The sequence below is a fragment of the Pseudomonas sp. PS01297 genome (genome assembly GCF_029959305.1).
GTDB lineage: Bacteria > Pseudomonadota > Gammaproteobacteria > Pseudomonadales > Pseudomonadaceae > Aquipseudomonas > Aquipseudomonas helleri.
In genome coordinates this window covers 1-19,514 of the sequence record NZ_JASCPQ010000013.1, presented here as the reverse complement: position 1 = coordinate 19,514, position 19,514 = coordinate 1, and the positions used below count along the sequence as shown (strand labels likewise).

Below are 19,514 nucleotides of genomic sequence, written 5' to 3'. Positions count from 1 at the left end.
TTACATCCAGCACGCATCCCATAAGGGATAGTCCCCGATTCGTGCGGCCAGGCCCGCACGGATCGGGGTTTGTACGATGTAGCGGGCGGTTGCCTTGAGGTCATCTTCACGGCGCAATGCCCTGTCGTGATAACCCTTTTGCCACAGTCGACCACTGGACTGGCTGGCGTTGTTAACGGTCACGCTGCTGCGTGACTTGATGCGGCACATTAATTCGCCCAGTGTTTTCTGGCGCAACTCAAATAGCCAGTGGCAGTGGTCCGGCATCACCACCCATGCAATTGAGTCGACAATGCCTTGATCGTGCGCTTGTCTCATTTGGCTGACCATAAGCCGTCCAATGTGAAAATCACTGAAAATGGGGCGCCTTTGCTCCGTGACGGTGGTCAGTAAATAAATACGTCCCTGCTCTGAAGACCGTCCTTTTAATAGTTGGCTTCCGTTGGAGAAATAAGGCATTCCATTGCACTCGTTTAGTCGATGTACTTTCAACGTTAGACGAGGGCTTTGGAACTAGCGGAACCCTTTGTTCGCAAGATATTGCTGGAAGGTCCTTCGGTCCTTATCGCAGCCTTCGGCAGCGGCTACAAGGCGCGTACCCTGTAGTCGCTGCCGCAGGCTGCGATCGGGCGCGAAGCGGTCGTGAAGTTGGCATTAGGCGCCAATCATCACGGTGCGGTGGCGCTTCTTGGCAGGGCGTATACAATGCCCGCCACCGTGATTTGCTTATTAAAAGGTGCGTTATGCAGCCCTTCGCTATTGCCCCATCGATTCTCTCTGCCGATTTCGCCCGCCTGGGTGAGGAAGTCGACAATGTACTCGCCGCGGGCGCTGATATCGTGCACTTCGATGTCATGGACAATCATTACGTCCCTAACCTGACCATCGGCCCGATGGTCTGCGCGGCGCTGCGCAAGTACGGCATCACCGCGCCCATCGATGCCCATTTGATGGTCAGCCCGGTCGACCGGATCATTGGCGACTTTATCGAAGCCGGGGCGACTTACATCACCTTCCACCCCGAAGCCACTCAGCACATTGACCGCTCTTTGCAGTTGATCCGCGAAGGCGGCTGCAAGGCGGGCCTGGTGTTTAACCCGGCCACGCCGCTGGATGTGCTCAAGTACGTGATGGACAAGGTCGACATGGTCTTGCTGATGAGCGTGAACCCGGGCTTCGGCGGGCAGAAGTTCATCCCCGGTACGTTGAACAAGCTGCGCGAAGCCCGTGCACTGATCGACGCTTCGGGCCGTGATATCCGCCTGGAAATCGATGGTGGCGTGAACGTCGGCAATATCCGTGAAATCGCTGAAGCCGGTGCCGACACCTTTGTCGCCGGTTCGGCCATTTTCAACACGCCGAACTACGAAGAAGTCATCCAGAAAATGCGCGCCGAGCTAGCGTTGGCGCGCCCATGAGCCGTTTTGAGCAGTCGCTCCAGGGGCCGCTGCCTAAACTGGTGATGTTCGATCTGGATGGAACCTTGATCGACTCGGTTCCAGATCTGGCCGTCGCCGTTGAGAGCATGCTGCTCAAACTGGGGCGTCCACCGGCGGGCATCGAGAACGTGCGGATGTGGGTCGGTAACGGTGCGCCGCTGCTGGTGCGCCGTGCGCTGGCCGGCAACATGGATGCAAAGGGCGTCGATGACGCCGAAGCCGAGCAGGCGCTGGAGATTTTCATGGAAGCCTACGCGGGCGGCCATGAACACACCAAGGTTTACCCGGGTGTGCGCGAAAGCCTCAAGTGGCTGCAAAAGCAGGGCGTTGAAATGGCCCTGATTACCAACAAACCCGAGCGGTTTGTGGCGCCCCTGCTGGATGAAATGAAGCTGGGCCGGTTTTTTCGCTGGATTGTCGGCGGCGATACCATGCCGCAGAAAAAACCGGACCCTGCAGCGCTGTTTTTTGTCATGAAAATGGCCGGTGTAACCCCGCAGGAGTCGCTGTTTGTCGGCGATTCGCGCAATGACGTGCTGGCGGCCAAGGCCGCAGGTGTGCGCTGTGTTGCGCTGAGCTACGGCTATAACCATGGCCGACCGATTGCCGAAGAGTCACCGGATGCGGTCATTGATAACCTGCAAGAGCTGATAGTCGGTTGCTTAGATTCGGCGCCTGAGATAACGTTGGGCGCTCCTGTTCACCCCTCTCAAAGAGATTCCATCGTGGTGGTCACTCGCAAACTCTGGATGAAAGTTATCAAGGCCCTGGCCCGTTGGCGTTGGCGCGCCTGACTTTTATCTGGCCGGAGATCCGGCACGTTTGCATACCTGACTGTTTTACCTCAGACCACGAGGCACCTCATGATCCGCGAAGAATTCCTGCGCTTGGCCGCTGCTGGCTACAACCGTATCCCGCTTGCACGTGAAACCCTTGCCGACTTCGACACGCCGCTGTCGATCTACCTGAAACTGGCCGACCAGCCTAACTCCTATCTGCTGGAGTCGGTGCAGGGCGGCGAGAAGTGGGGGCGTTATTCGATCATTGGTTTGCCATGCCGCACGGTGTTGCGTGCCCATGAGCAGCAGATCCGCATCACCCACGACGGTGTAGAAATCGAAGCTCACGAGGTTGAAGACCCGTTGGCTTTCGTTGAGGCGTTCAAAGCGCGTTACAACGTACCGACCATTGCCGGTCTGCCGCGTTTTAACGGCGGTCTGGTGGGCTATTTCGGCTACGACTGCGTGCGTTATGTCGAGAAGCGTTTGGGTAAATGCCCGAACCCGGACCCGCTGGGTGTGCCGGACATTTTGCTGATGGTGTCGGACGCTGTTGTGGTCTTCGATAACCTGGCCGGCAAGATGCACGCAATCGTGCTGGTGGATCCGTCTGAGGCCGATGCCTATGACCAGGGCCAGGCGCGTCTTGAGGCGTTGCTTGAGCAGTTGCGCCAACCGATTGCCCCGCGCCGTGGCCTGGATTTCACCCAGCAGCAAGCCGCTGATCCGGTGTTCCGTTCCAGCTTTACCCAGGCCGATTACGAAAAAGCCGTCGATACGATCAAGGACTACATCCTGGCGGGCGACTGCATGCAGGTTGTGCCGTCGCAGCGTATGTCGATCGACTTCAAGGCCGCGCCGATTGATCTGTACCGCGCGCTGCGTTGCTTCAACCCGACGCCGTATATGTACTTCTTCAACTTTGGTGACTTCCACGTGGTGGGCAGTTCGCCGGAAGTGCTGGTGCGGGTGGAAGACAATCTGATTACCGTGCGCCCGATTGCCGGGACTCGCCCACGCGGCGCCACGGAAGAAGCGGACCTGGCGCTGGAAAAAGACCTGCTGGGGGATGACAAGGAAATTGCCGAGCATTTGATGCTGATTGACCTTGGGCGTAACGACACGGGGCGCGTTTCGGAAATCGGTTCGGTGAAGCTCACCGAGAAGATGGTGATCGAGCGTTACTCCAACGTGATGCACATTGTGTCTAACGTCACTGGCCAGCTCAAAAGCGGCCTGACCGCAATGGACGCGTTGCGCGCCATTTTGCCTGCGGGTACGTTGTCGGGTGCGCCGAAAATTCGCGCGATGGAGATCATCGACGAACTGGAACCGGTCAAACGTGGCGTGTATGGCGGCGCAGTCGGTTATTTCGCCTGGAACGGCAACATGGACACGGCCATCGCGATTCGGACCGCTGTGATCAAAGATGGCGAATTGCACGTACAAGCCGGCGGCGGCATTGTCGCTGACTCGGTACCGGCCCTGGAGTGGGAAGAGACGCTGAATAAACGTCGCGCGATGTTTCGTGCCGTAGCGCTCGCTGAACAAACCCCCGCATCCGACGCCTGAGGAGCTTTGCCATGTTGCTGATGATCGACAATTACGACTCTTTTACTTACAACGTTGTGCAATACCTCGGCGAGTTGGGTGCCGAGGTCAAAGTGGTGCGCAACGACGAATTGACCGTGGCCCAGATCGAGGCGCTCAAGCCTGAGCGCATTGTGGTCTCGCCCGGCCCGTGCACGCCTAATGAGGCGGGCATTTCCCTTGAAGCGATCAAGTACTTTGCCGGCAAGCTGCCGATTCTGGGTGTGTGCCTGGGCCATCAGTCCATCGGCCAGGCTTTTGGCGGTGACGTGGTTCGCGCCCGGCAAGTGATGCACGGTAAAACCAGCCCGGTCTATCACCTGGACACGGGTGTATTCCAGGGCCTGAACAACCCGCTGACCGTGACGCGTTACCACTCGCTGGTGGTCAAGCGCGAAACCCTGCCGGAGTGCCTGGAGCTCACGGCCTGGACGCAACATGCCGATGGTTCGGTTGACGAGATCATGGGCCTGCGCCACAAAACGCTGAACATCGAAGGGGTGCAATTTCACCCGGAGTCGATTCTGACCGAGCAGGGCCACGAACTGTTCGCTAACTTCCTCAAACAAACTGGCGGCACGCGCTAAGGACTTCTTATGGATATCAAAACAGCCCTGAGCCGTATCGTCGGTCACCTTGATTTGAGCGAAACCGAGATGCGCGATGTAATGCGCGACATCATGACCGGCCAATGCACTGAAGCGCAGATTGGCGCGTTCATGATGGGCATGCGCATGAAGAGCGAGAGCATCGACGAAATCGTTGGTGCCGTCACGGCCATGCGTGAGTTGGCGGACAAGGTCGAGCTCAATACCCTGGACGGCGTGGTGGATATCGTCGGCACCGGGGGTGATGGCGCGAACATTTTCAACGTCTCCACGGCGTCTGCCCTGGTGATTTCTGCTGCCGGTTGCACGGTGGCCAAACACGGTAACCGTGCGGTGTCGGGCAAAAGCGGCAGTGCCGACCTGCTTGAGGCTGCCGGTGTGTACCTGAACCTGACACCTGTTCAGGTGGCGCGTTGCATCGACAGCGTCGGCATTGGCTTTATGTTTGCCCAGTCCCATCACGGCGCCATGAAGCACGCGGCAGTCCCGCGTCGCGACCTGGGGCTGCGCACCTTGTTCAACATGCTTGGCCCGCTTACGAATCCGGCTGGTGTGTTGCATCAAGTGGTCGGGGTGTTCAACCAGGCGCTGTGCCGTCCGCTGGCTGAAGTGTTGCAGCGTCTGGGCAGCAAACACGTGCTGGTGGTGCATTCGCAAGACGGTCTGGATGAGTTCAGCCTGGCCGCACCAACGTTTGTGGCCGAGCTGAAAAAAGGTGAAATCACTGAGTACTGGGTTCAGCCAGAAGACTTGGGTATAAAGAGCCAGAGTTTGTTTGGCCTGGTGGTGGATAGCCCGGCGCAATCATTGGAGCTGATCCGCGATGCCTTGGGCCGTCGCAAAACTGAGGCGGGCCAGAAGGCCGCTGAAATGATCGTACTCAATGCCGGCGCTGCGCTGTACGCCGCTGACCTTGCCTACACGCTCAAAGAGGGTGTGGCTTTGGCCCACGATGCATTGCACACAGGTCTGGCGCGAGAAAAACTCGAAGAGCTGGGCGCCTTTACCGCGATCTTCAAGCAGGAGAATGAAGCATGAGTGTGCCTACCGTTCTGGAAAAAATTCTGGCGCGTAAAGTTCAAGAAGTCGCCGAGCGCAGCGCACGCTTGAGCCTGGCGGAGCTTGAAGGTCTGGCGGCTCAGGCAGATCCTGTACGCGGTTTTGCCAAAGCTTTGTTGGCCCAGGCCAAACTGAAGCAACCGGCGGTGATTGCCGAAATCAAAAAGGCATCGCCGAGCAAGGGCGTGATCCGCGAAGATTTTGTTCCGGCCGACATTGCCAAAAGTTATGAGCTGGGCGGCGCAACGTGTTTGTCGGTTTTGACCGACGTTGACTACTTTCAGGGCGCTGATCAGTACCTGCGTGAAGCCCGGGCAGCGTGCAAGTTGCCGGTGATCCGCAAGGACTTCATGATCGATCCTTATCAGATCGTTGAAGCGCGCGCGTTGGGGGCGGACTGCGTGTTGCTGATCGTCTCTGCGCTGGATGACGTGAAGATGGCCGAGCTGGCTGCTGTTGCCAAAAGCGTCAACCTGGATGTGCTGGTTGAAGTGCACGATGCCGATGAACTGGAACGTGCCTTGAAGACCCTGGATACCCCGCTGGTGGGTATCAACAACCGCAATTTGCACACCTTTGAGGTCAGCCTGGAAACCACGCTGGACTTGTTGCCACGGGTGCCGCGTGATCGCTTGGTGATCACTGAAAGCGGGATTCTCAACCGGGCCGACGTTGAGCTGATGGAAATCAGTGAGGTGTATTCGTTCCTCGTTGGTGAGGTGTTTATGCGCGCTGAGCAGCCAGGTGTTGAGCTGCAGCGTTTGTTCTTCCCGGAGCGTAGCGTGCATGTGACAGGCTCGACGCTGGACTAACCCGTTTTGTCTCAGGCAGGTCTCTATGGCGCTTATCCAGCAACTCACCGTCGAAGCAGGTCTTAAAGCCGAGCAGGATTTGCTGGCTTCGGTGTGTGCTGGGCAGGCTGAGGCGGGTGTGCTGTTCTGGCAACCCACTGACCGTGCGCTGGTGATGCCTCGGCGCTTGAGCCGGTTGGCCGGGTTTGATCAAGCCAGTGTTGAATTGGCCGCCAGTGGTTGGCCGATTTTGTTGCGTGAGACGGGCGGAGAGCCCGTTCCTCAATCGCCCTCTACGGTCAATATCGCGCTGGTGTATGCACCACCCCGCAGCGAAGGCGATCACGGTCGTATCGAAACGGCCTATCGCCGCTTGTGTGACCCGATCTGTGATCTGTTGACAGCTTTGGGCGGCACGGCGTCTTTAGGCGAAGTCGAAGGCGCCTTTTGTGATGGCCGTTTTAACGTCAATCTCAATGCCCGCAAACTGGTTGGCACGGCTCAGCGCTGGCGCCAAAGCCAGGGTGGCCAACGGCCTGTGGGGCTGGTGCACGGTGCATTGCTGGTTGAAGATGAACGTGAGTCGATGGTGGCTGCCGTCAATCGTTTCAATCAGCGCTGTGCGCAAGATCAACACTGCCTAGCTGACAGCCATATTGCCTTGCATGAAGTGTTTGTCGCGCCCGATTTCTTCGAGCGCCTGGAGGCCAGTTATCAACAGATTCTGGCGCCCCTGCTACGCCCTTAGCGGGTACCGTACACCACCATGGTTTTGCCTTTGACGCTGACCAGGTTTTGTTCTTCAAGACCTTTGAGCACACGGCCGACCATCTCTCGTGAACAACCGACAATTCTGCCGATTTCCTGACGCGTGATTTTGATCTGCATCCCGTCCGGGTGGGTCATGGCGTCGGGCTGTTTGCACAGGTCCAGCAGGCAACGTGCGACTCTGCCGGTGACATCAAAGAACGCCAAGTCTCCCACCTTGCGTGTGGTGTTACGCAGACGCTGAGCAATCTGGCCGCTCAGGGAGTAAAGAATCTCGGGTTCTTGTTGTGCGTACTCTCTGAATTTTACGTAGCTGATTTCTGCGACTTCGCATTCAGTCTTGGCCCGAACCCAAGCGCTGCGGGGTTGTTCCTGGCCTGCCTGTTCAAACAAGCCCAGCTCGCCAATGAAGTCGCCTGAGTTGAGGTAGGCAATGATCATTTCGCGCCCTTCGTCGTCCTCAATCAGGATGGTGACAGAGCCTTTGAGAATGAAAAACAGCGTGTGTGAGTGTTCGCCTGCGCAGATGATATTGCTCTTGGTTGGATAGCGTCTGCGTTGGCAATGAGTCAAAAATTTGTCGAGATTCTTGATCTTGGATAGGGGGGTAATAGCAACCATGGTTGTATCCCGAAAGCGTACACAGTAAGGGGCAGATCTAATTTTATATAGAGCGCTGGCTGGCTGGCGCCAGTGATTTGGCGCCAGCTTAACAGACAGATTCTGTATGGTTTGTAGATTTTTTATTATGGGCTGACGGATAAAGCCTTTGGTGCGGTGAGTCACCGCTTTAAGGCCCTGTGCTAAGCTGGCGCCCCTTTTAGAACAGTGGAGTCTGGGTGATGAAGGCACGCATTCAATGGGCAGGTGAAGCCATGTTTCTGGGCGAATCAGGGAGTGGCCATGTGGTTGTCATGGACGGCCCTCCTGAGAGTGGCGGTCGCAACTTGGGTGTAAGACCTATGGAAATGCTCCTGCTGGGGCTCGGCGGCTGCAGCAACTTCGATGTCGTCAGTATCCTCAAGAAGTCGCGTCAGCCGGTTGAAAGCTGCGAGGCTTTTCTGGAAGCAGAACGCGCCACTGAAGACCCAAAAGTGTTCACCAAGATCCACCTGCACTTTGTCGTCAAGGGCCGTGGCCTGAAAGAAGCTCAGGTAAAGCGTGCAATCGAGCTGTCTGCCGAGAAGTATTGCTCGGCGTCGATCATGCTGGGCGCAGCCGGTGTAGCTATTAGCCACGACTATGAAATTGTTGAACTAGGCTGAGCCGACATCCAATTTACATAAAAGCATTGCAGACTCTGGCGATCAGAAGCTGACGTCTGCATAATGCGCCACTTTTTTAAGGGCAGTGGCAGGGAATAACCCCGGCTCACGTCCGAACAAATAACCAAAATCGCCATCGCGAAGAGGTGTTAACCGTCCTACGCAGGTGCGTCCACGCACTTGACGGGCATGCTGGATCACGCGGCCGAGCCGCATCGACATAGAGAGTTTTATAACGGTGAAAAGCAAACTCAAGCTCCACGGGTTCAATAACCTGACAAAGACCTTGAGCTTCAACATCTATGACATCTGCTACGCGGAAACCCCGCAAGACCAGCAGGCATACGTTGAGTACATCAATCAAGAGTACGACGCAGAACGCCTGACGCAGATCCTCACAGATGTGGTCGATATCATTGGGGCCAACATCCTGAACATCGCTCGTCAGGATTACGATCCACAAGGCGCCAGCGTCACTATTCTGATTTCTGAGCAACCGGTAACGCCTACCGAAAGCCAGATCGAAGAATCTCCTGGCCCGCTGCCTGAGACCATTTTGGGTCATCTCGACAAAAGTCATATCACGGTGCACACCTATCCAGAGATTCATCCTGTGGACGGTATTGCGACTTTCCGTGTGGATATTGACGTGTCGACGTGCGGCGTTATTTCACCGCTTAAAGCTCTCAACTATCTGATCCATCAGTTTGATTCGGATATCGTGACGGTCGACTATCGTGTGCGTGGTTTTACCCGTGACGTAGAAGGCAAAAAGCACTTTATCGATCACGAGATCAACTCGATCCAGAACTACCTCTCCGAAGATACCCGCGACGGTTACCAGATGACCGACGTGAACGTGTACCAGGAAAACCTGTTCCACACCAAGATGCTGCTCAAGAACTTCGAACTGGATAATTACCTGTTCGGCGACGCGACCAGCAATCTGTCGGTTGAACAACGTGCGCAGGTCACTGAGCGCGTGAAGCATGAAATGCTCGAAATCTTCTACGCCCGCAATATGGGGTAAGGTTTCGCGCAACAAAAAAAGGCGGCTACCGAGAGGTAACCGCCTTTTTTTATGACCCGAATGCCGGGGTCAGATGCGATAGGTGCTTTTGGTCATGACTTTTGCCAGCAGGCTCATGCCAAATTTTACCGGCGCCGGGAAGTGATAGCCGCCTGCATTCAATGCTGACTCGGCGTGTTGTTCTTCGTCGAGGCGCATCTGCTCGAGGATGGCGCGGGATTTCTCATCTTCGGCAGGCAGTTGCTCAAGGTGCTCGTTGAGGTGTTTGCACACTTGGTCTTCAGTCGCGGCAACAAAACCCAGGCTGACCTTGTCGCTGATCAGGCCAGCGACAGCGCCGATGCCAAATGACATGCCGTAGAACAGCGGGTTGAGCACGCTGGTATGGCTGCCCAGTTGGTGGATGCGGTGTTCGCACCAGGCCAAGTGGTCGATTTCTTCTTCGGCGGCATGTTCCATCGCTTCGCGCACGTGCGGCAGTTTGGCGGTCAAGGCCTGCCCTTGGTACAGCGCTTGGGCGCATACCTCGCCGGTATGGTTGATGCGCATCAGCCCGGCTACGTGGCGGGCGGTTTTTTCATCCAGCGGCTTTTCGGTTTTGACAATGGCCGGGGAAGGGCGATGCGGCTGACCACTGAAGGGCAGCAGGGTGCGCATGGCGGTATCAGCTTGCAACAGGAGACGGTCAATCGGCGAGTAGTGACGTTGGGTAGTCATGCTTACCTCCGGAAAAAATCACGGTGGCCAGTTTACCTCAAACGCGCAGGCAGGGTTTGCGTTGGATCATGCGTCGGCGTGGGAGCGGTGGCTCCCACGGTGTGTACGGTCTGGCAGGGCAATCAGCCCGGCGGCCAGTTCATCTGGCGTTGACCCAGAACGTGCATATGAATGTGGTAGACCGTCTGGCCTCCATTTTCATTGCAGTTCATCACTACGCGAAAACCGTCTTCGCAGCCCAACTCTTTGGCCAGGCGCTGCGCGGTGAACAGAATGTGCCCGGCCAGCGGTTTGTCTTCTTCGGTCAGGTCATTGAGGGTGGCGATGTGTTTTTTTGGAATGACCAAAAAGTGAATCGGCGCTTGGGGGGCAATATCGTGGAAAGCCAGCACTTGATCATCCTCATAGATGATATTGGCCGGTATTTCACGGTTGATGATTTTGGTGAACAGAGTATCCAAAGCGTTGTCTCCGTGAGTGAAGTCCGGTCTGAGTGTACTCACGGACACCGATTACGCCCAGTCTCGTTAACGCGGGCAGTAAGATTTGTTCACTGAGGCTGCGATTTTGCGGGTCAGCCAGCGAGAAAGCAGGCGTGGCATGCGCGTGAGCCAGCGGTTGCGCCAGCCGGGCATGATAATCGCCTTGTTCTTGTCGAGTGCCCGCACAGTGAAAAGAGCAACTTCTTCGGGGCTCAGGGCACTTTTATTACGTTTGACGGCTTCCGGGTTCATGTTTGCCGCGTCGAAAAAGCCGGTGCGGGTGACTCCAGGGCACAGCACTGAGACTTTGATGCCGGTTTTTTTCACTTCTTCGCGCAAGCCTTCGGAGAAATGCAGTACATACGCTTTACTCGCGAAGTAGGTGCTGAGCCACGGGCCGGGCTGGTAGGCGGCGATCGAGGAGACGTTGAGGATTTGCCCGCCACCCTGCACGGCCATCATGTTGCCAATGGCATGGCACATGCGGGTCAGGGCCAGGATGTTGAGCTCGATCAGGTCTTGCTCGGCGCTCCAGTCATGGGCGAGGAACGGCCCGCAAGTGCCAATGCCGGCGCAGTTGATCAGCAAGTCGATTTGCCGGTCACCTTCTTCCAGCTCCAGCAAGAAGCCGGACAGGCGCAGGGGTTCGCCCAAGTCACAGGCGCGGAACAAGACTTCGACACCGAAACGTTGGGTCAACTCAAGCGCAATGCTTTCCAGCGCATCGCGCTGACGGGCAACCAGGATGAGGCTGCGCCCGCGGCGGGCAAGCGCTTCTGCCAGGGCCAGGCCGATGCCGCTGGAAGCGCCAGTGATCAAAGCGTAACGGGTCATGTTTCTCTCCATCGCAACGGTACAGTCCGGTGACAATGATGTCCCTGGCGTTAACGCGTTCATTTAGCTGCGCAGTTTACAGGGTGTTGCTGGTGGCTGCGTTGATCAACGTTGCCATTAAGCCTAAAGCGAAGAGCGCCGCCATCACGAACAGGCTTAAACCGATGAAGAAAATGATGATCCACGCGCCGATGGTGACTGAGCGGCTGTTGGGCGGTGGCGGCGGGCCGTATTTATTCGGGCCTTCTGTGCCGGGCATCAGGAGCATCATGACCGCGAGTACCAGGTTGGCCATCGGTACCAGATGCAGCAGCAACATCCAGGCGGACCAATTGAGGTCATGCAGGCGCTGGGCGCCAATTCTCAGGCTAATGAACGCATAAGCAATGGCCAGTGTTGCGCCGCAGGTAATACCCAATGTGGGTGAAACATTGACGGCCAGCAGTACCAATACCCCGGTCACGATAGCAATGAGGGTGATCACGGTGCTCCAGACCAAAAATCGCAAACGGCCAATGCGACCGTCAAACCCCAGAGGGTCCAGCGTGGCGAAAGGTGCTTCTGAGGGTGTATTGCCCGGGATTGGTTCTGGCATGAAGGCTTCCTTGTCGGTGTGTCTTTAAAAAAGCCCGCCGGGTGGGCGGGCTTCTAGGTGTCAGTGTCGCGGCCAGTGCTGGGCCAGCTGTGAGGTAAGGCTTAACGCTGTGCGGTATTCCTCATCCATGCGGGTAATTAATTGCTCGGTTGTCGGTAGATCGGTGATTTCTCCTACACCTTGACCCGCTGACCACACGGTTTTCCAGGCTTTGGCTTCGTCGGTGAGCGGCTTGAGTTTTACTTCGCCCTGGGTTTTAAGGGCTGCCAGATCAAAACCTGCATTCTCAAGGCTTTGACGCATAAAGCTGGCGGGTACGCCCGATACCGCCGCGGTGTGGATGATGTCGGCGGCATGGGAGGCCAGAAGCATCTCTTTATACGCGTCAGGGGCATGGCTTTCCTGGGTGCTGATAAAGCGTGTACCCAAGTAGGCGAGGTCTGCGCCCAACACCTGAGCGGCCAAAATTTCGTGGCCGTGGTTGATGCAACCGGCCAGCAGAATGGTTTTGTCGAAGAACTGACGAATCTCTGCCACCAGCGCGAGCGGGCTCCAGGTGCCAGCATGGCCACCGGCGCCTGCGGCTACTGCAATCAGGCCATCGACACCCGCTTCTGCGGCTTTTTCGGCATGGCGGCGGGTGGTCACATCGTGGAAAACCAGTCCGCCATAACTGTGGACGGCATCAACGACCTCTTTAACTGCGCCCAGGCTGGTGATGACGATGGGCACTTTATGCTCAATGCAAATCGCCAGATCCGCCTGCAGCCGTGGGTTGCTGTTGTGCACAATCAGGTTAACGGCGTAGGGCGCCGGGTTTTCCAATGTCGCCAGCCCGGCTTCGATCTCTTCAAGCCAGGCTTTGAAACCACTGCTGTCACGTTGATTGAGCGCCGGAAAGCTGCCCACGACACCATTGCGGCAACACGCCAGGACGAGTTGCGGGTTGGAAATCAGGAACATGGGCGCGGCAACTACCGGCAGGCGCAAGCGTTGATCCAGCAAAGCAGGCAGTGACATTGGATAACCTCAGAGTTGGGAGAGTTAAATTCAGAACGGTTTGACCACCACCAGGATGACGATGGCCAGCAGGAATAAAACAGGGACTTCGTTGAACCAGCGATAAAACACGTGGCTGCGCGTGTTCTCGCCACGGGCAAAGCGTTTTACCTGAGCGCCACACATGTGGTGATAACCGATCAGCAGGAACACGAGGGTCAGTTTGGCGTGCATCCACCCTTGGCTGAGAAAGCCCGGGGTCAGGTAGAGCAGCCAGCCGCCGAAGATCAGGGTGGCGATCATTGCGGGGCCCATGATGCCGCGATATAGCTTGCGTTCCATGAGGCTGAATCTTTCTTTGCTGACGGAATCTTCGCTTTGTGCGTGGTAAACAAAGAGGCGGGGCAGGTAAAACAGGCCTGCAAACCAACAGACGATGCTGATGATGTGGAAGGCTTTGATCCATAGATAAAGCATTTTTAGTTATTCCCAGGTTCACGGTAGACCAAATAGTAGTAGTAGAGCATCTGAGAGTCACCTTGACGGTTGTCGCAGGGGCGCGGTGTCCCTATTATCGAGGGCTTTCCAGTGGGTTCGTTGAGGGCAGGTTATGGTCAAGGTCGGTATTGTCGGCGGCACGGGTTACACCGGTGTCGAATTACTGCGTTTGCTGGCACAGCATCCGCAAGCTGAAGTGGTTGTCATCACTTCTCGATCCGAGGCGGGCCTGCCAGTTGCCGATCTGTACCCGAACCTGCGCGGTCACTATGACGGCCTGGCGTTCAGCGTGCCGGACACTCAGACATTGGCGGCCTGCGATGTGGTGTTTTTCGCCACGCCTCACGGCGTTGCTCATGCACTGGCTGGCGAATTGCTGGCGGCTGGCACCAAGGTGATCGACCTGTCGGCAGACTTCCGTTTGCAGGACGCGGATGAATGGGCCAAGTGGTACGGTCAGCCTCACGGCGCGCCAGAGTTGTTGAAGGAAGCTGTTTATGGCTTGCCTGAGGTTAACCGCGAGCAAATCAAACAGGCCCGCCTGATTGCGGTGCCGGGTTGCTATCCAACGTCCGCACAACTGGGCTTTTTGCCGTTGCTGGAAGCCGGGCTGGCGGATACCTCTGTGCTGATTGCTGACTGTAAATCGGGTGTCAGCGGTGCCGGGCGCGGTGCCAGTGTCGGCTCGTTGTATGCCGAGACGTCCGAAAGCATGAAAGCTTATGCGGTAAAAGGGCATCGCCATTTGCCAGAAATTCGTCAGGGCTTGCGTCGTGCTGCAGGTAAAGACGTGGGTTTGACCTTCGTCCCACATCTGACGCCGATGATTCGTGGTATTCATTCCACGCTTTACGCCACTGTGGTGGATCGTTCGGTCGACTTGCAGGCGTTGTACGAAAAGCGTTATGCCAACGAGCCTTTTGTTGACGTGATGCCTGCCGGCAGCCACCCGGAAACCCGCAGTGTGCGCGGGGCGAACGTGTGCCGTATCGCGGTGCATCGCCCACAGGACGGTGACTTGGTGGTGGTGTTGTCGGTTATCGATAACCTGGTTAAAGGGGCTTCTGGCCAAGCGGTGCAGAACATGAACATTCTGTTCGGTCTGGATGAGCGCCTGGGCTTGTCTCACGCAGGAATGTTGCCGTAAGAGCAGCTGTAAGCTTCACGTTGTGCGCGGCAAGCGTGTAGCTTGAAGCTTGCCGCTGCTCCCTTAATAGTTGACCGCTTTTCTAGGAGAAGCGGATAATGCGCTTCATCACGCATTATGGCGGCATAGCGCCGGGAGATAGTCAGCATGAGCGTCGAATCCTTCACCCCCACGGCTTTGCAATTCACCGAAGGTGCTGCGCACAAGGTGAAGAGCCTGGTCGATGAAGAGGGTAATGATCGTTTGAAGTTGCGCGTATTTGTAACGGGCGGCGGTTGTTCCGGTTTTCAGTATGGTTTTACTTTCGATGAAGACGTGGCCGACGATGACACCATCGTTGAGCGCGAAGGCGTAAGCCTGGTGGTCGATCCGATGAGCTTCCAGTACTTGGCAGGTGCTGAGGTGGATTATCAGGAAGGCCTGGAAGGTTCGCGCTTTGTCATCAAGAACCCGAATGCAACCACGACCTGTGGTTGCGGATCATCGTTCTCGATTTAATGTCGCGCTACCTGCTACACCCTTAACGCCGCGTCGAATCGCGGCGTTTTGCTGTCTGCGATCAGGCGGGGTATATAGCGCCCAGAACACGCAGGCCGCGCGCCCCGGTGACGCTTGGGCGGTTGGTGGGGATGTTTTCAAGGCAGCAGTGCGCAAGCCATGCAAAAGCCATCGCTTCAACCCAGTCCGGGTCAACGCCTTTGGCCTGGGTGCTGCTGACCTGTGTTTGCCCCAGTAACTGAGCGAGGCGGGTCATCAATGCACCGTTATGCGCTCCACCCCCGCAGACTAACAGTTCGCTGGTATTCGCTTGGGCTGCCTGCAGTGACTGCACGATAGTCTGTGCGGTGAGCTCTAGCAGGGTGGCCTGAACATCTTCTGCGGCAAAGACCGGAAGCGCATTCAGGTGATTCTGCAACCATGGGAGGTTAAACACCTCGCGGCCTGTGCTCTTTGGGCCCTTTGTTTGAAAGAAAGGGTCACTCAGTAAGGTGCTAAGCAGAAGAGGGGCGACCTTGCCGCTGGCTGCCCATTGGCCATTTCGGTCATAGAGTTCATTGCGTTGCGTTTGTATCCAGGCATCCAGCAGAACATTCCCCGGGCCGCAGTCGAACCCTGCTACTGGGTTTTCAGGAGTAATCAGACTTAGATTGCTGAAGCCTCCTACGTTCAATACTGCTCGGTAGCCTACATCATCGGTAAATAAGGCTTCATGGAAGGCTGGAACCAGCGGTGCGCCTTGACCGCCAGCGGCTACGTCGCGACGGCGGAAATCACTCACTACGCAAATATGGGTGAGCTCGGCCAGCAAGGAAGGGTTACCGATCTGGACGGTGAAACCTTGTGCCGGCTCGTGCCGGATCGTCTGGCCATGGCTGCCAATGGCTCGGATGGCGCTGGGCGACAGTTGCTGCTGCTTGAGCAGGCTATTGATGCCCTGAGCTGCGAGTTCGACCCAATGGTTTTCAGCGATGGCGCAACGGGCTATTTCGTCTGGTCCGCTACTGCACAAACCCAGTAGTTCATTGCGCAGTGCGTCTGGCATAGGCGTGTAGTGGGTGGCGAGCAGTTTGATGCTCGCTCCCAGCTCTATAAGTGCAATGTCCAGACCGTCCAGGCTGGTGCCGGACATTACGCCTATATAGAGGGCCATGGCTTAGCGCTTGCTCGAAGCCAGGAGAGTGGCTTTCTCTTGGTTCATGCGGGCCATCAATGGCTGGCTTTGTTGCAGGAAGCGTGTGCGCTCGGCTTTTGCGATAGGGTCTGCCATTGGCAGCTTTTGGCCAAGCGGATCTACGTGAACGCCATTGACCTGGAACTCGTAATGCAGGTGCGGTCCGGTGGACAGGCCCGTCGTACCGATGTAACCAATCACTTGGCCTTGCTTCACTGTGCCACCGGTTTTAATGCCTTTGGCGAAGCCTTGCATGTGCCCGTACAGGGTGCGGTAAGTATTGCCGTGCTGAATGATCACGGTGTTGCCGTAGCCACCTTGGCGGCCTGCAAGGAAGACTTTGCCATCGCCCGTTGCTTTGATCGGTGTGCCGCGCGGAGCCGCATAATCGACGCCCTTGTGGGCGCGGATTTTGTTCAGGATGGGGTGCTTGCGGCCTGACGAGAAACGCGAGCTGATACGGGCAAAATCAACCGGAGTACGGATGAATGCTTTGCGCATGCTGTTGCCGTCAGCGGTGTAGTAATTGCTGATGCCTTGCTTGTTGGTGTAGCGCACTGCGGTGTAGGTTTTGCCGCGGTTGGTAAAGCGGGCAGACAGGATGTTGCCGGTGCCGACGGTCTTGCCGTTAATCACTTTTTGTTCGTAGATGATTTCGAACTGGTCGCCTGGGTGGATGTCCTGGGCGAAGTCGATGTCGTAGCCGAACACCTTGGCCATTTGCATGGTCATGCTGTGCGGCAAGCCTGCACGCTGGCCGGAAGCAGACAATGAACTGGTGATGACGCCGTGTACGTAGGCGGATTTGAGAGTCGGTTGTGCGGTAACGCGACGAAACGCGTAGCCCTTGGCGCTTTTGGTGAGGGTTATGGTTTCAAGATCACTTATCTGGCTGTGCAGGTTGTTTAGCTGACCGTCAGGGCCCACTTCAAACTCAAGTTTCTGGCCGTGTTTGAGCTGACTGAATTGCTTGGCTTGTTTGTCGCTGGCCAAAATTTCATGAACGGAGGACGCGGGCAGGCCTACTTTTTCGAATAGAGTAGATAGCGTATCGCCTTTGGTGACGACCACTTCACGATGGTTTGGGGCTTTGGGTTCTTCGACTTTGGCGGTGGCTTCAGGGGTGCTGTCTGGCTGTTCTATTTGAGCAAAAGGCGCTGGGGTGGCGTCGTTGGTCGTCTGGACCAACTCTTCGCTGCCTTGGTCTTGCTTGAGTTGCTCGGCAGGAGTTTCCAGTTCGAGGCTCAGGGTTGTTCTTTTTGCTTCTACTTCGCTCGATGGGAAAACCAACAAAGCCAAGCTTAAAAGGGCGGCGATACCACTTGCGGCAAGCAGGTGGGTCTTCGGATAAAGCGGTGGCGCTTTAGGCGGTTGACTGGTCATAGATAATTTGACTTTGAATAAAGGATGAATTGGAAAAGATGACTGACACGGTAAAGATGAAATAACTGTATAAAATATAACCAAATCACCCTTGAAGCAAGTCGACGAACCTTTCCTGGGCGGATGGTCGCCATATGCCGGGCAGAACTTGTAATTAGTCTCTGATCTTGTATGGTTGGTTCCTTTTTGAATTTGAGCCTTACGGGTCTGATATGAAGTCGGTTGAAGAGCAGCTAGCGCTAATCAAGCGTGGTGCCGAAGAGGTGCTGGTCGAGTCTGAATTGGTCGAGAAACTCAAGCGCGGCCAGCCGTTGCGTATTAAGGCAGGTTTCGACCCGACGGCGCCGGATCTGCACTTGGGGCACACCGTGCTTATTAATAAGCTGCGTCAGTTCCAGGATCTGGGGCATCAGGTGATTTTCCTTATTGGGGACTTCACCGGGATGATTGGCGACCCAAGTGGCAAGAGTGCTACGCGTCCTCCGCTGACGCGCGAGCAAGTGCTCGATAATGCCGAGACTTATAAAACCCAAGTCTTCAAGATTCTTGATCCGGCCAAGACCGAGGTGGCGTTCAACTCCACCTGGATGGATCAAATGGGGCCTGCTGACTTTATTCGTCTGACGTCTCAGTACACCGTTGCTCGCATGCTAGAGCGCGATGACTTCGATAAGCGCTACACCACCAACCAGCCAATCGCTATTCATGAGTTCCTTTATCCGTTGGTGCAGGGTTATGACTCTGTTGCGCTGAAGGCCGATGTTGAGCTGGGTGGTACTGACCAGAAGTTCAACTTGCTTATGGGGCGTGAGTTGCAGCGCGGTTACGGCCAGGAAGCTCAGTGCATCGTGACCATGCCGCTGCTTGAGGGGTTGGACGGTGTTAAGAAGATGTCCAAGTCTTTGGGTAACTACGTCGGGATCCAGGAAGCGCCGGGCGTGATGTACAGCAAGCTGGTTTCTATCCCGGATGCGTTGATGTGGCGTTACTTCGAATTGCTGAGCTTCCGTTCGATGGACGAAATCAATGCTTTGCGTGCTGATGTTGAGGCGGGGGCTAATCCGCGTGACATCAAGATCAAGCTGGCTGAAGAGATCGTGGCGCGTTTCCATGGTGAAGAAGCGGCAGCTAGTGCTCATCGCGGTGCGGGTAACCGGATGAAGGATGGTGAGTTGCCGGATGACTTGCCTGAGATCGAGCTCGTATCGGCAGAAGACATGCCGATTGCGGCCGTCCTTAATAAAGCAGGCCTGGTGAAGAACTCTGCGGTTGCGCGGGATTTGCTGGGCTCGGGTGGTGTGCGTATAGATGGTGAGGTGGTTGATCGCTCCTATATATATGCAGTGGGTTCGACTCACGTTTGCCAGGCTGGCAAGAAGTCTTTTGCGCGAATTACGCTAAAAGCTGAATAAATCTGAAATTAGTGCTGGACGGCGCATTTTATTAGCCTATAATGCGCCCACTTCCGGCGCAGTCGAAACGTAAAACTCCTTGAATATCAACGAGTTGGATGGTTTTGACGGTGCCAGCTTCAATTCATCGAAGCAGGAAATGAGGTGTTGACAGCGGCGTGTAACGCTGTAGAATTCGCCTCCCGCTAACGAGAGATCGAAAGCGCAAGTGGTTGATGTTACAAAGGAAACTTTGAAAACATCTTAAAATAACCGCTTGACAGCAACAGAGGCTGCTGTAGAATGCGCGCCTCGGTTGAGCGAAAGCTTAACCAACCGCTCTTTAACAACTGAATCAAGCAATTCGTGTGGGTGCTTGTGGAGTCAGACTGATAGTCAAAAAGATTATCAGCATCACAAGTTACTCCGCGAGAAATCAAAGATGTAACCAACGATTGCTGAGCCAA

Annotated in this window: 22 protein-coding genes and 1 pseudogene; 12 read left to right on the top strand and 11 right to left on the bottom strand. The window is 56.0% G+C overall.

The features are described 5' to 3' along the window. Window positions 1–459, bottom strand: coding sequence for a transposase (locus QMX84_RS06645; protein ID WP_282363437.1), 459 nt, complete (start codon window positions 457–459; stop codon window positions 1–3). A gap of 284 nt (window positions 460–743) precedes the next feature. Between QMX84_RS06645 and rpe the strand changes: the two genes are divergently transcribed. From rpe to QMX84_RS06610, 7 genes are all read left to right on the top strand, one after another. Continuing rightward, window positions 744–1,418 (top strand): ribulose-phosphate 3-epimerase, encoded by a 675-nt coding sequence (gene rpe / locus QMX84_RS06640; RefSeq protein ID WP_048372202.1) that lies wholly within the window; start codon window positions 744–746, stop codon window positions 1,416–1,418. Continuing rightward, window positions 1,415–2,233, top strand: coding sequence for a phosphoglycolate phosphatase (locus QMX84_RS06635; protein WP_282363436.1), 819 nt, complete (start codon window positions 1,415–1,417; stop codon window positions 2,231–2,233). The genes rpe and QMX84_RS06635 overlap by 4 nt, the downstream gene beginning before the upstream one ends. A 69-nt stretch (window positions 2,234–2,302) precedes the next feature. After that, window positions 2,303–3,790 carry an anthranilate synthase component I gene (gene trpE / locus QMX84_RS06630; RefSeq protein WP_282363435.1) on the top strand — a complete coding sequence of 496 codons (1,488 nt, stop codon included), beginning with the start codon at window positions 2,303–2,305 and terminating at the stop codon, window positions 3,788–3,790. Between the two features lie 11 nt (window positions 3,791–3,801). Continuing rightward, the gene (locus QMX84_RS06625) at window positions 3,802–4,395 is read left to right on the top strand and encodes an aminodeoxychorismate/anthranilate synthase component II (RefSeq protein WP_048372197.1); all 594 of its coding nucleotides are present in this window, start codon (window positions 3,802–3,804) and stop codon (window positions 4,393–4,395) included. A gap of 9 nt (window positions 4,396–4,404) precedes the next feature. Then, window positions 4,405–5,454 (top strand): anthranilate phosphoribosyltransferase, encoded by a 1,050-nt coding sequence (trpD, locus tag QMX84_RS06620; RefSeq protein ID WP_153335053.1) that lies wholly within the window; start codon window positions 4,405–4,407, stop codon window positions 5,452–5,454. After that, window positions 5,451–6,287, top strand: coding sequence for an indole-3-glycerol phosphate synthase TrpC (trpC, locus tag QMX84_RS06615; RefSeq protein ID WP_262124265.1), 837 nt, complete (start codon window positions 5,451–5,453; stop codon window positions 6,285–6,287). Before trpD ends, trpC begins: the two co-directional genes overlap by 4 nt. A 25-nt stretch (window positions 6,288–6,312) precedes the next feature. Continuing rightward, complete coding sequence (locus QMX84_RS06610; protein WP_262124266.1) at window positions 6,313–7,014, top strand: lipoate--protein ligase family protein; 702 nt, start codon at window positions 6,313–6,315, stop codon at window positions 7,012–7,014. On the opposite strand, the gene crp is transcribed toward QMX84_RS06610, so the two are convergent. After that, on the bottom strand, window positions 7,011–7,655 hold the full coding sequence (gene crp, locus QMX84_RS06605; protein ID WP_048372190.1) for a cAMP-activated global transcriptional regulator CRP: 645 nt from the start codon (window positions 7,653–7,655) through the stop codon (window positions 7,011–7,013). The genes QMX84_RS06610 and crp overlap by 4 nt on opposite strands. A gap of 221 nt (window positions 7,656–7,876) precedes the next feature. Between crp and QMX84_RS06600 the strand changes: the two genes are divergently transcribed. Both QMX84_RS06600 and speD read left to right on the top strand, forming a co-directional pair. Further along, window positions 7,877–8,299, top strand: a complete 423-nt coding sequence (locus QMX84_RS06600; protein WP_048372189.1) for an OsmC family protein — start codon at window positions 7,877–7,879, stop codon at window positions 8,297–8,299. Window positions 8,300–8,537: 238 nt separating this feature from the next. Further along, a complete protein-coding gene (speD, locus tag QMX84_RS06595) occupies window positions 8,538–9,329 on the top strand; it encodes an adenosylmethionine decarboxylase (RefSeq protein WP_048372186.1) in 792 nt (263 codons plus the stop codon). A gap of 69 nt (window positions 9,330–9,398) precedes the next feature. Here speD and coq7 read toward each other — a convergent pair whose 3' ends face one another. The 6 genes from coq7 to hemJ form a co-directional block, all read right to left on the bottom strand. Beyond that, window positions 9,399–10,046, bottom strand: a complete 648-nt coding sequence (gene coq7 / locus QMX84_RS06590; protein ID WP_282363434.1) for a 2-polyprenyl-3-methyl-6-methoxy-1,4-benzoquinone monooxygenase — start codon at window positions 10,044–10,046, stop codon at window positions 9,399–9,401. A gap of 122 nt (window positions 10,047–10,168) precedes the next feature. Then, on the bottom strand, window positions 10,169–10,507 hold the full coding sequence (locus tag QMX84_RS06585; protein WP_282363433.1) for a histidine triad nucleotide-binding protein: 339 nt from the start codon (window positions 10,505–10,507) through the stop codon (window positions 10,169–10,171). A gap of 66 nt (window positions 10,508–10,573) precedes the next feature. Then, on the bottom strand, window positions 10,574–11,362 hold the full coding sequence (locus QMX84_RS06580) for an SDR family oxidoreductase (protein ID WP_153335050.1): 789 nt from the start codon (window positions 11,360–11,362) through the stop codon (window positions 10,574–10,576). A gap of 76 nt (window positions 11,363–11,438) precedes the next feature. After that, window positions 11,439–11,957, bottom strand: a complete 519-nt coding sequence (locus tag QMX84_RS06575) for a DUF805 domain-containing protein (protein ID WP_262124268.1) — start codon at window positions 11,955–11,957, stop codon at window positions 11,439–11,441. Window positions 11,958–12,017: 60 nt separating this feature from the next. Further along, window positions 12,018–12,977 (bottom strand): nitronate monooxygenase family protein, encoded by a 960-nt coding sequence (locus QMX84_RS06570; protein WP_153335048.1) that lies wholly within the window; start codon window positions 12,975–12,977, stop codon window positions 12,018–12,020. Between the two features lie 30 nt (window positions 12,978–13,007). Beyond that, window positions 13,008–13,433, bottom strand: a complete 426-nt coding sequence (hemJ, locus tag QMX84_RS06565) for a protoporphyrinogen oxidase HemJ (protein ID WP_048372176.1) — start codon at window positions 13,431–13,433, stop codon at window positions 13,008–13,010. Between the two features lie 133 nt (window positions 13,434–13,566). Here hemJ and argC point away from each other — a divergent pair, with 133 nt between their 5' ends. After that, on the top strand, window positions 13,567–14,601 hold the full coding sequence (argC, locus tag QMX84_RS06560) for an N-acetyl-gamma-glutamyl-phosphate reductase (protein WP_282363432.1): 1,035 nt from the start codon (window positions 13,567–13,569) through the stop codon (window positions 14,599–14,601). 147 nt (window positions 14,602–14,748) lie between these two features. Further along, window positions 14,749–15,099, top strand: a complete 351-nt coding sequence (gene erpA, locus QMX84_RS06555) for an iron-sulfur cluster insertion protein ErpA (RefSeq protein ID WP_048372172.1) — start codon at window positions 14,749–14,751, stop codon at window positions 15,097–15,099. 61 nt (window positions 15,100–15,160) lie between these two features. Here the strand turns inward: erpA and QMX84_RS06550 are convergent, their stop codons facing one another. Together QMX84_RS06550 and QMX84_RS06545 are read right to left on the bottom strand one after the other, a co-directional pair. Further along, entirely contained in the window at window positions 15,161–16,252 is a 1,092-nt protein-coding gene (locus QMX84_RS06550; RefSeq protein ID WP_262124270.1) for an anhydro-N-acetylmuramic acid kinase, read from the bottom strand. Window positions 16,253–16,255: 3 nt separating this feature from the next. Next, window positions 16,256–17,656 carry a peptidoglycan DD-metalloendopeptidase family protein gene (locus QMX84_RS06545; RefSeq protein ID WP_262124274.1) on the bottom strand — a complete coding sequence of 467 codons (1,401 nt, stop codon included), beginning with the start codon at window positions 17,654–17,656 and terminating at the stop codon, window positions 16,256–16,258. 212 nt (window positions 17,657–17,868) lie between these two features. On the opposite strand from QMX84_RS06545, the gene tyrS reads away from it, so the two are divergent. Continuing rightward, window positions 17,869–19,068 carry a tyrosine--tRNA ligase gene (tyrS, locus tag QMX84_RS06540; RefSeq protein ID WP_123750923.1) on the top strand — a complete coding sequence of 400 codons (1,200 nt, stop codon included), beginning with the start codon at window positions 17,869–17,871 and terminating at the stop codon, window positions 19,066–19,068. A 218-nt stretch (window positions 19,069–19,286) separates the two neighbouring features. Here tyrS and QMX84_RS06535 read toward each other — a convergent pair. Beyond that, window positions 19,287–19,514: pseudogene (locus QMX84_RS06535) on the bottom strand (hypothetical protein); the annotation flags it as partial.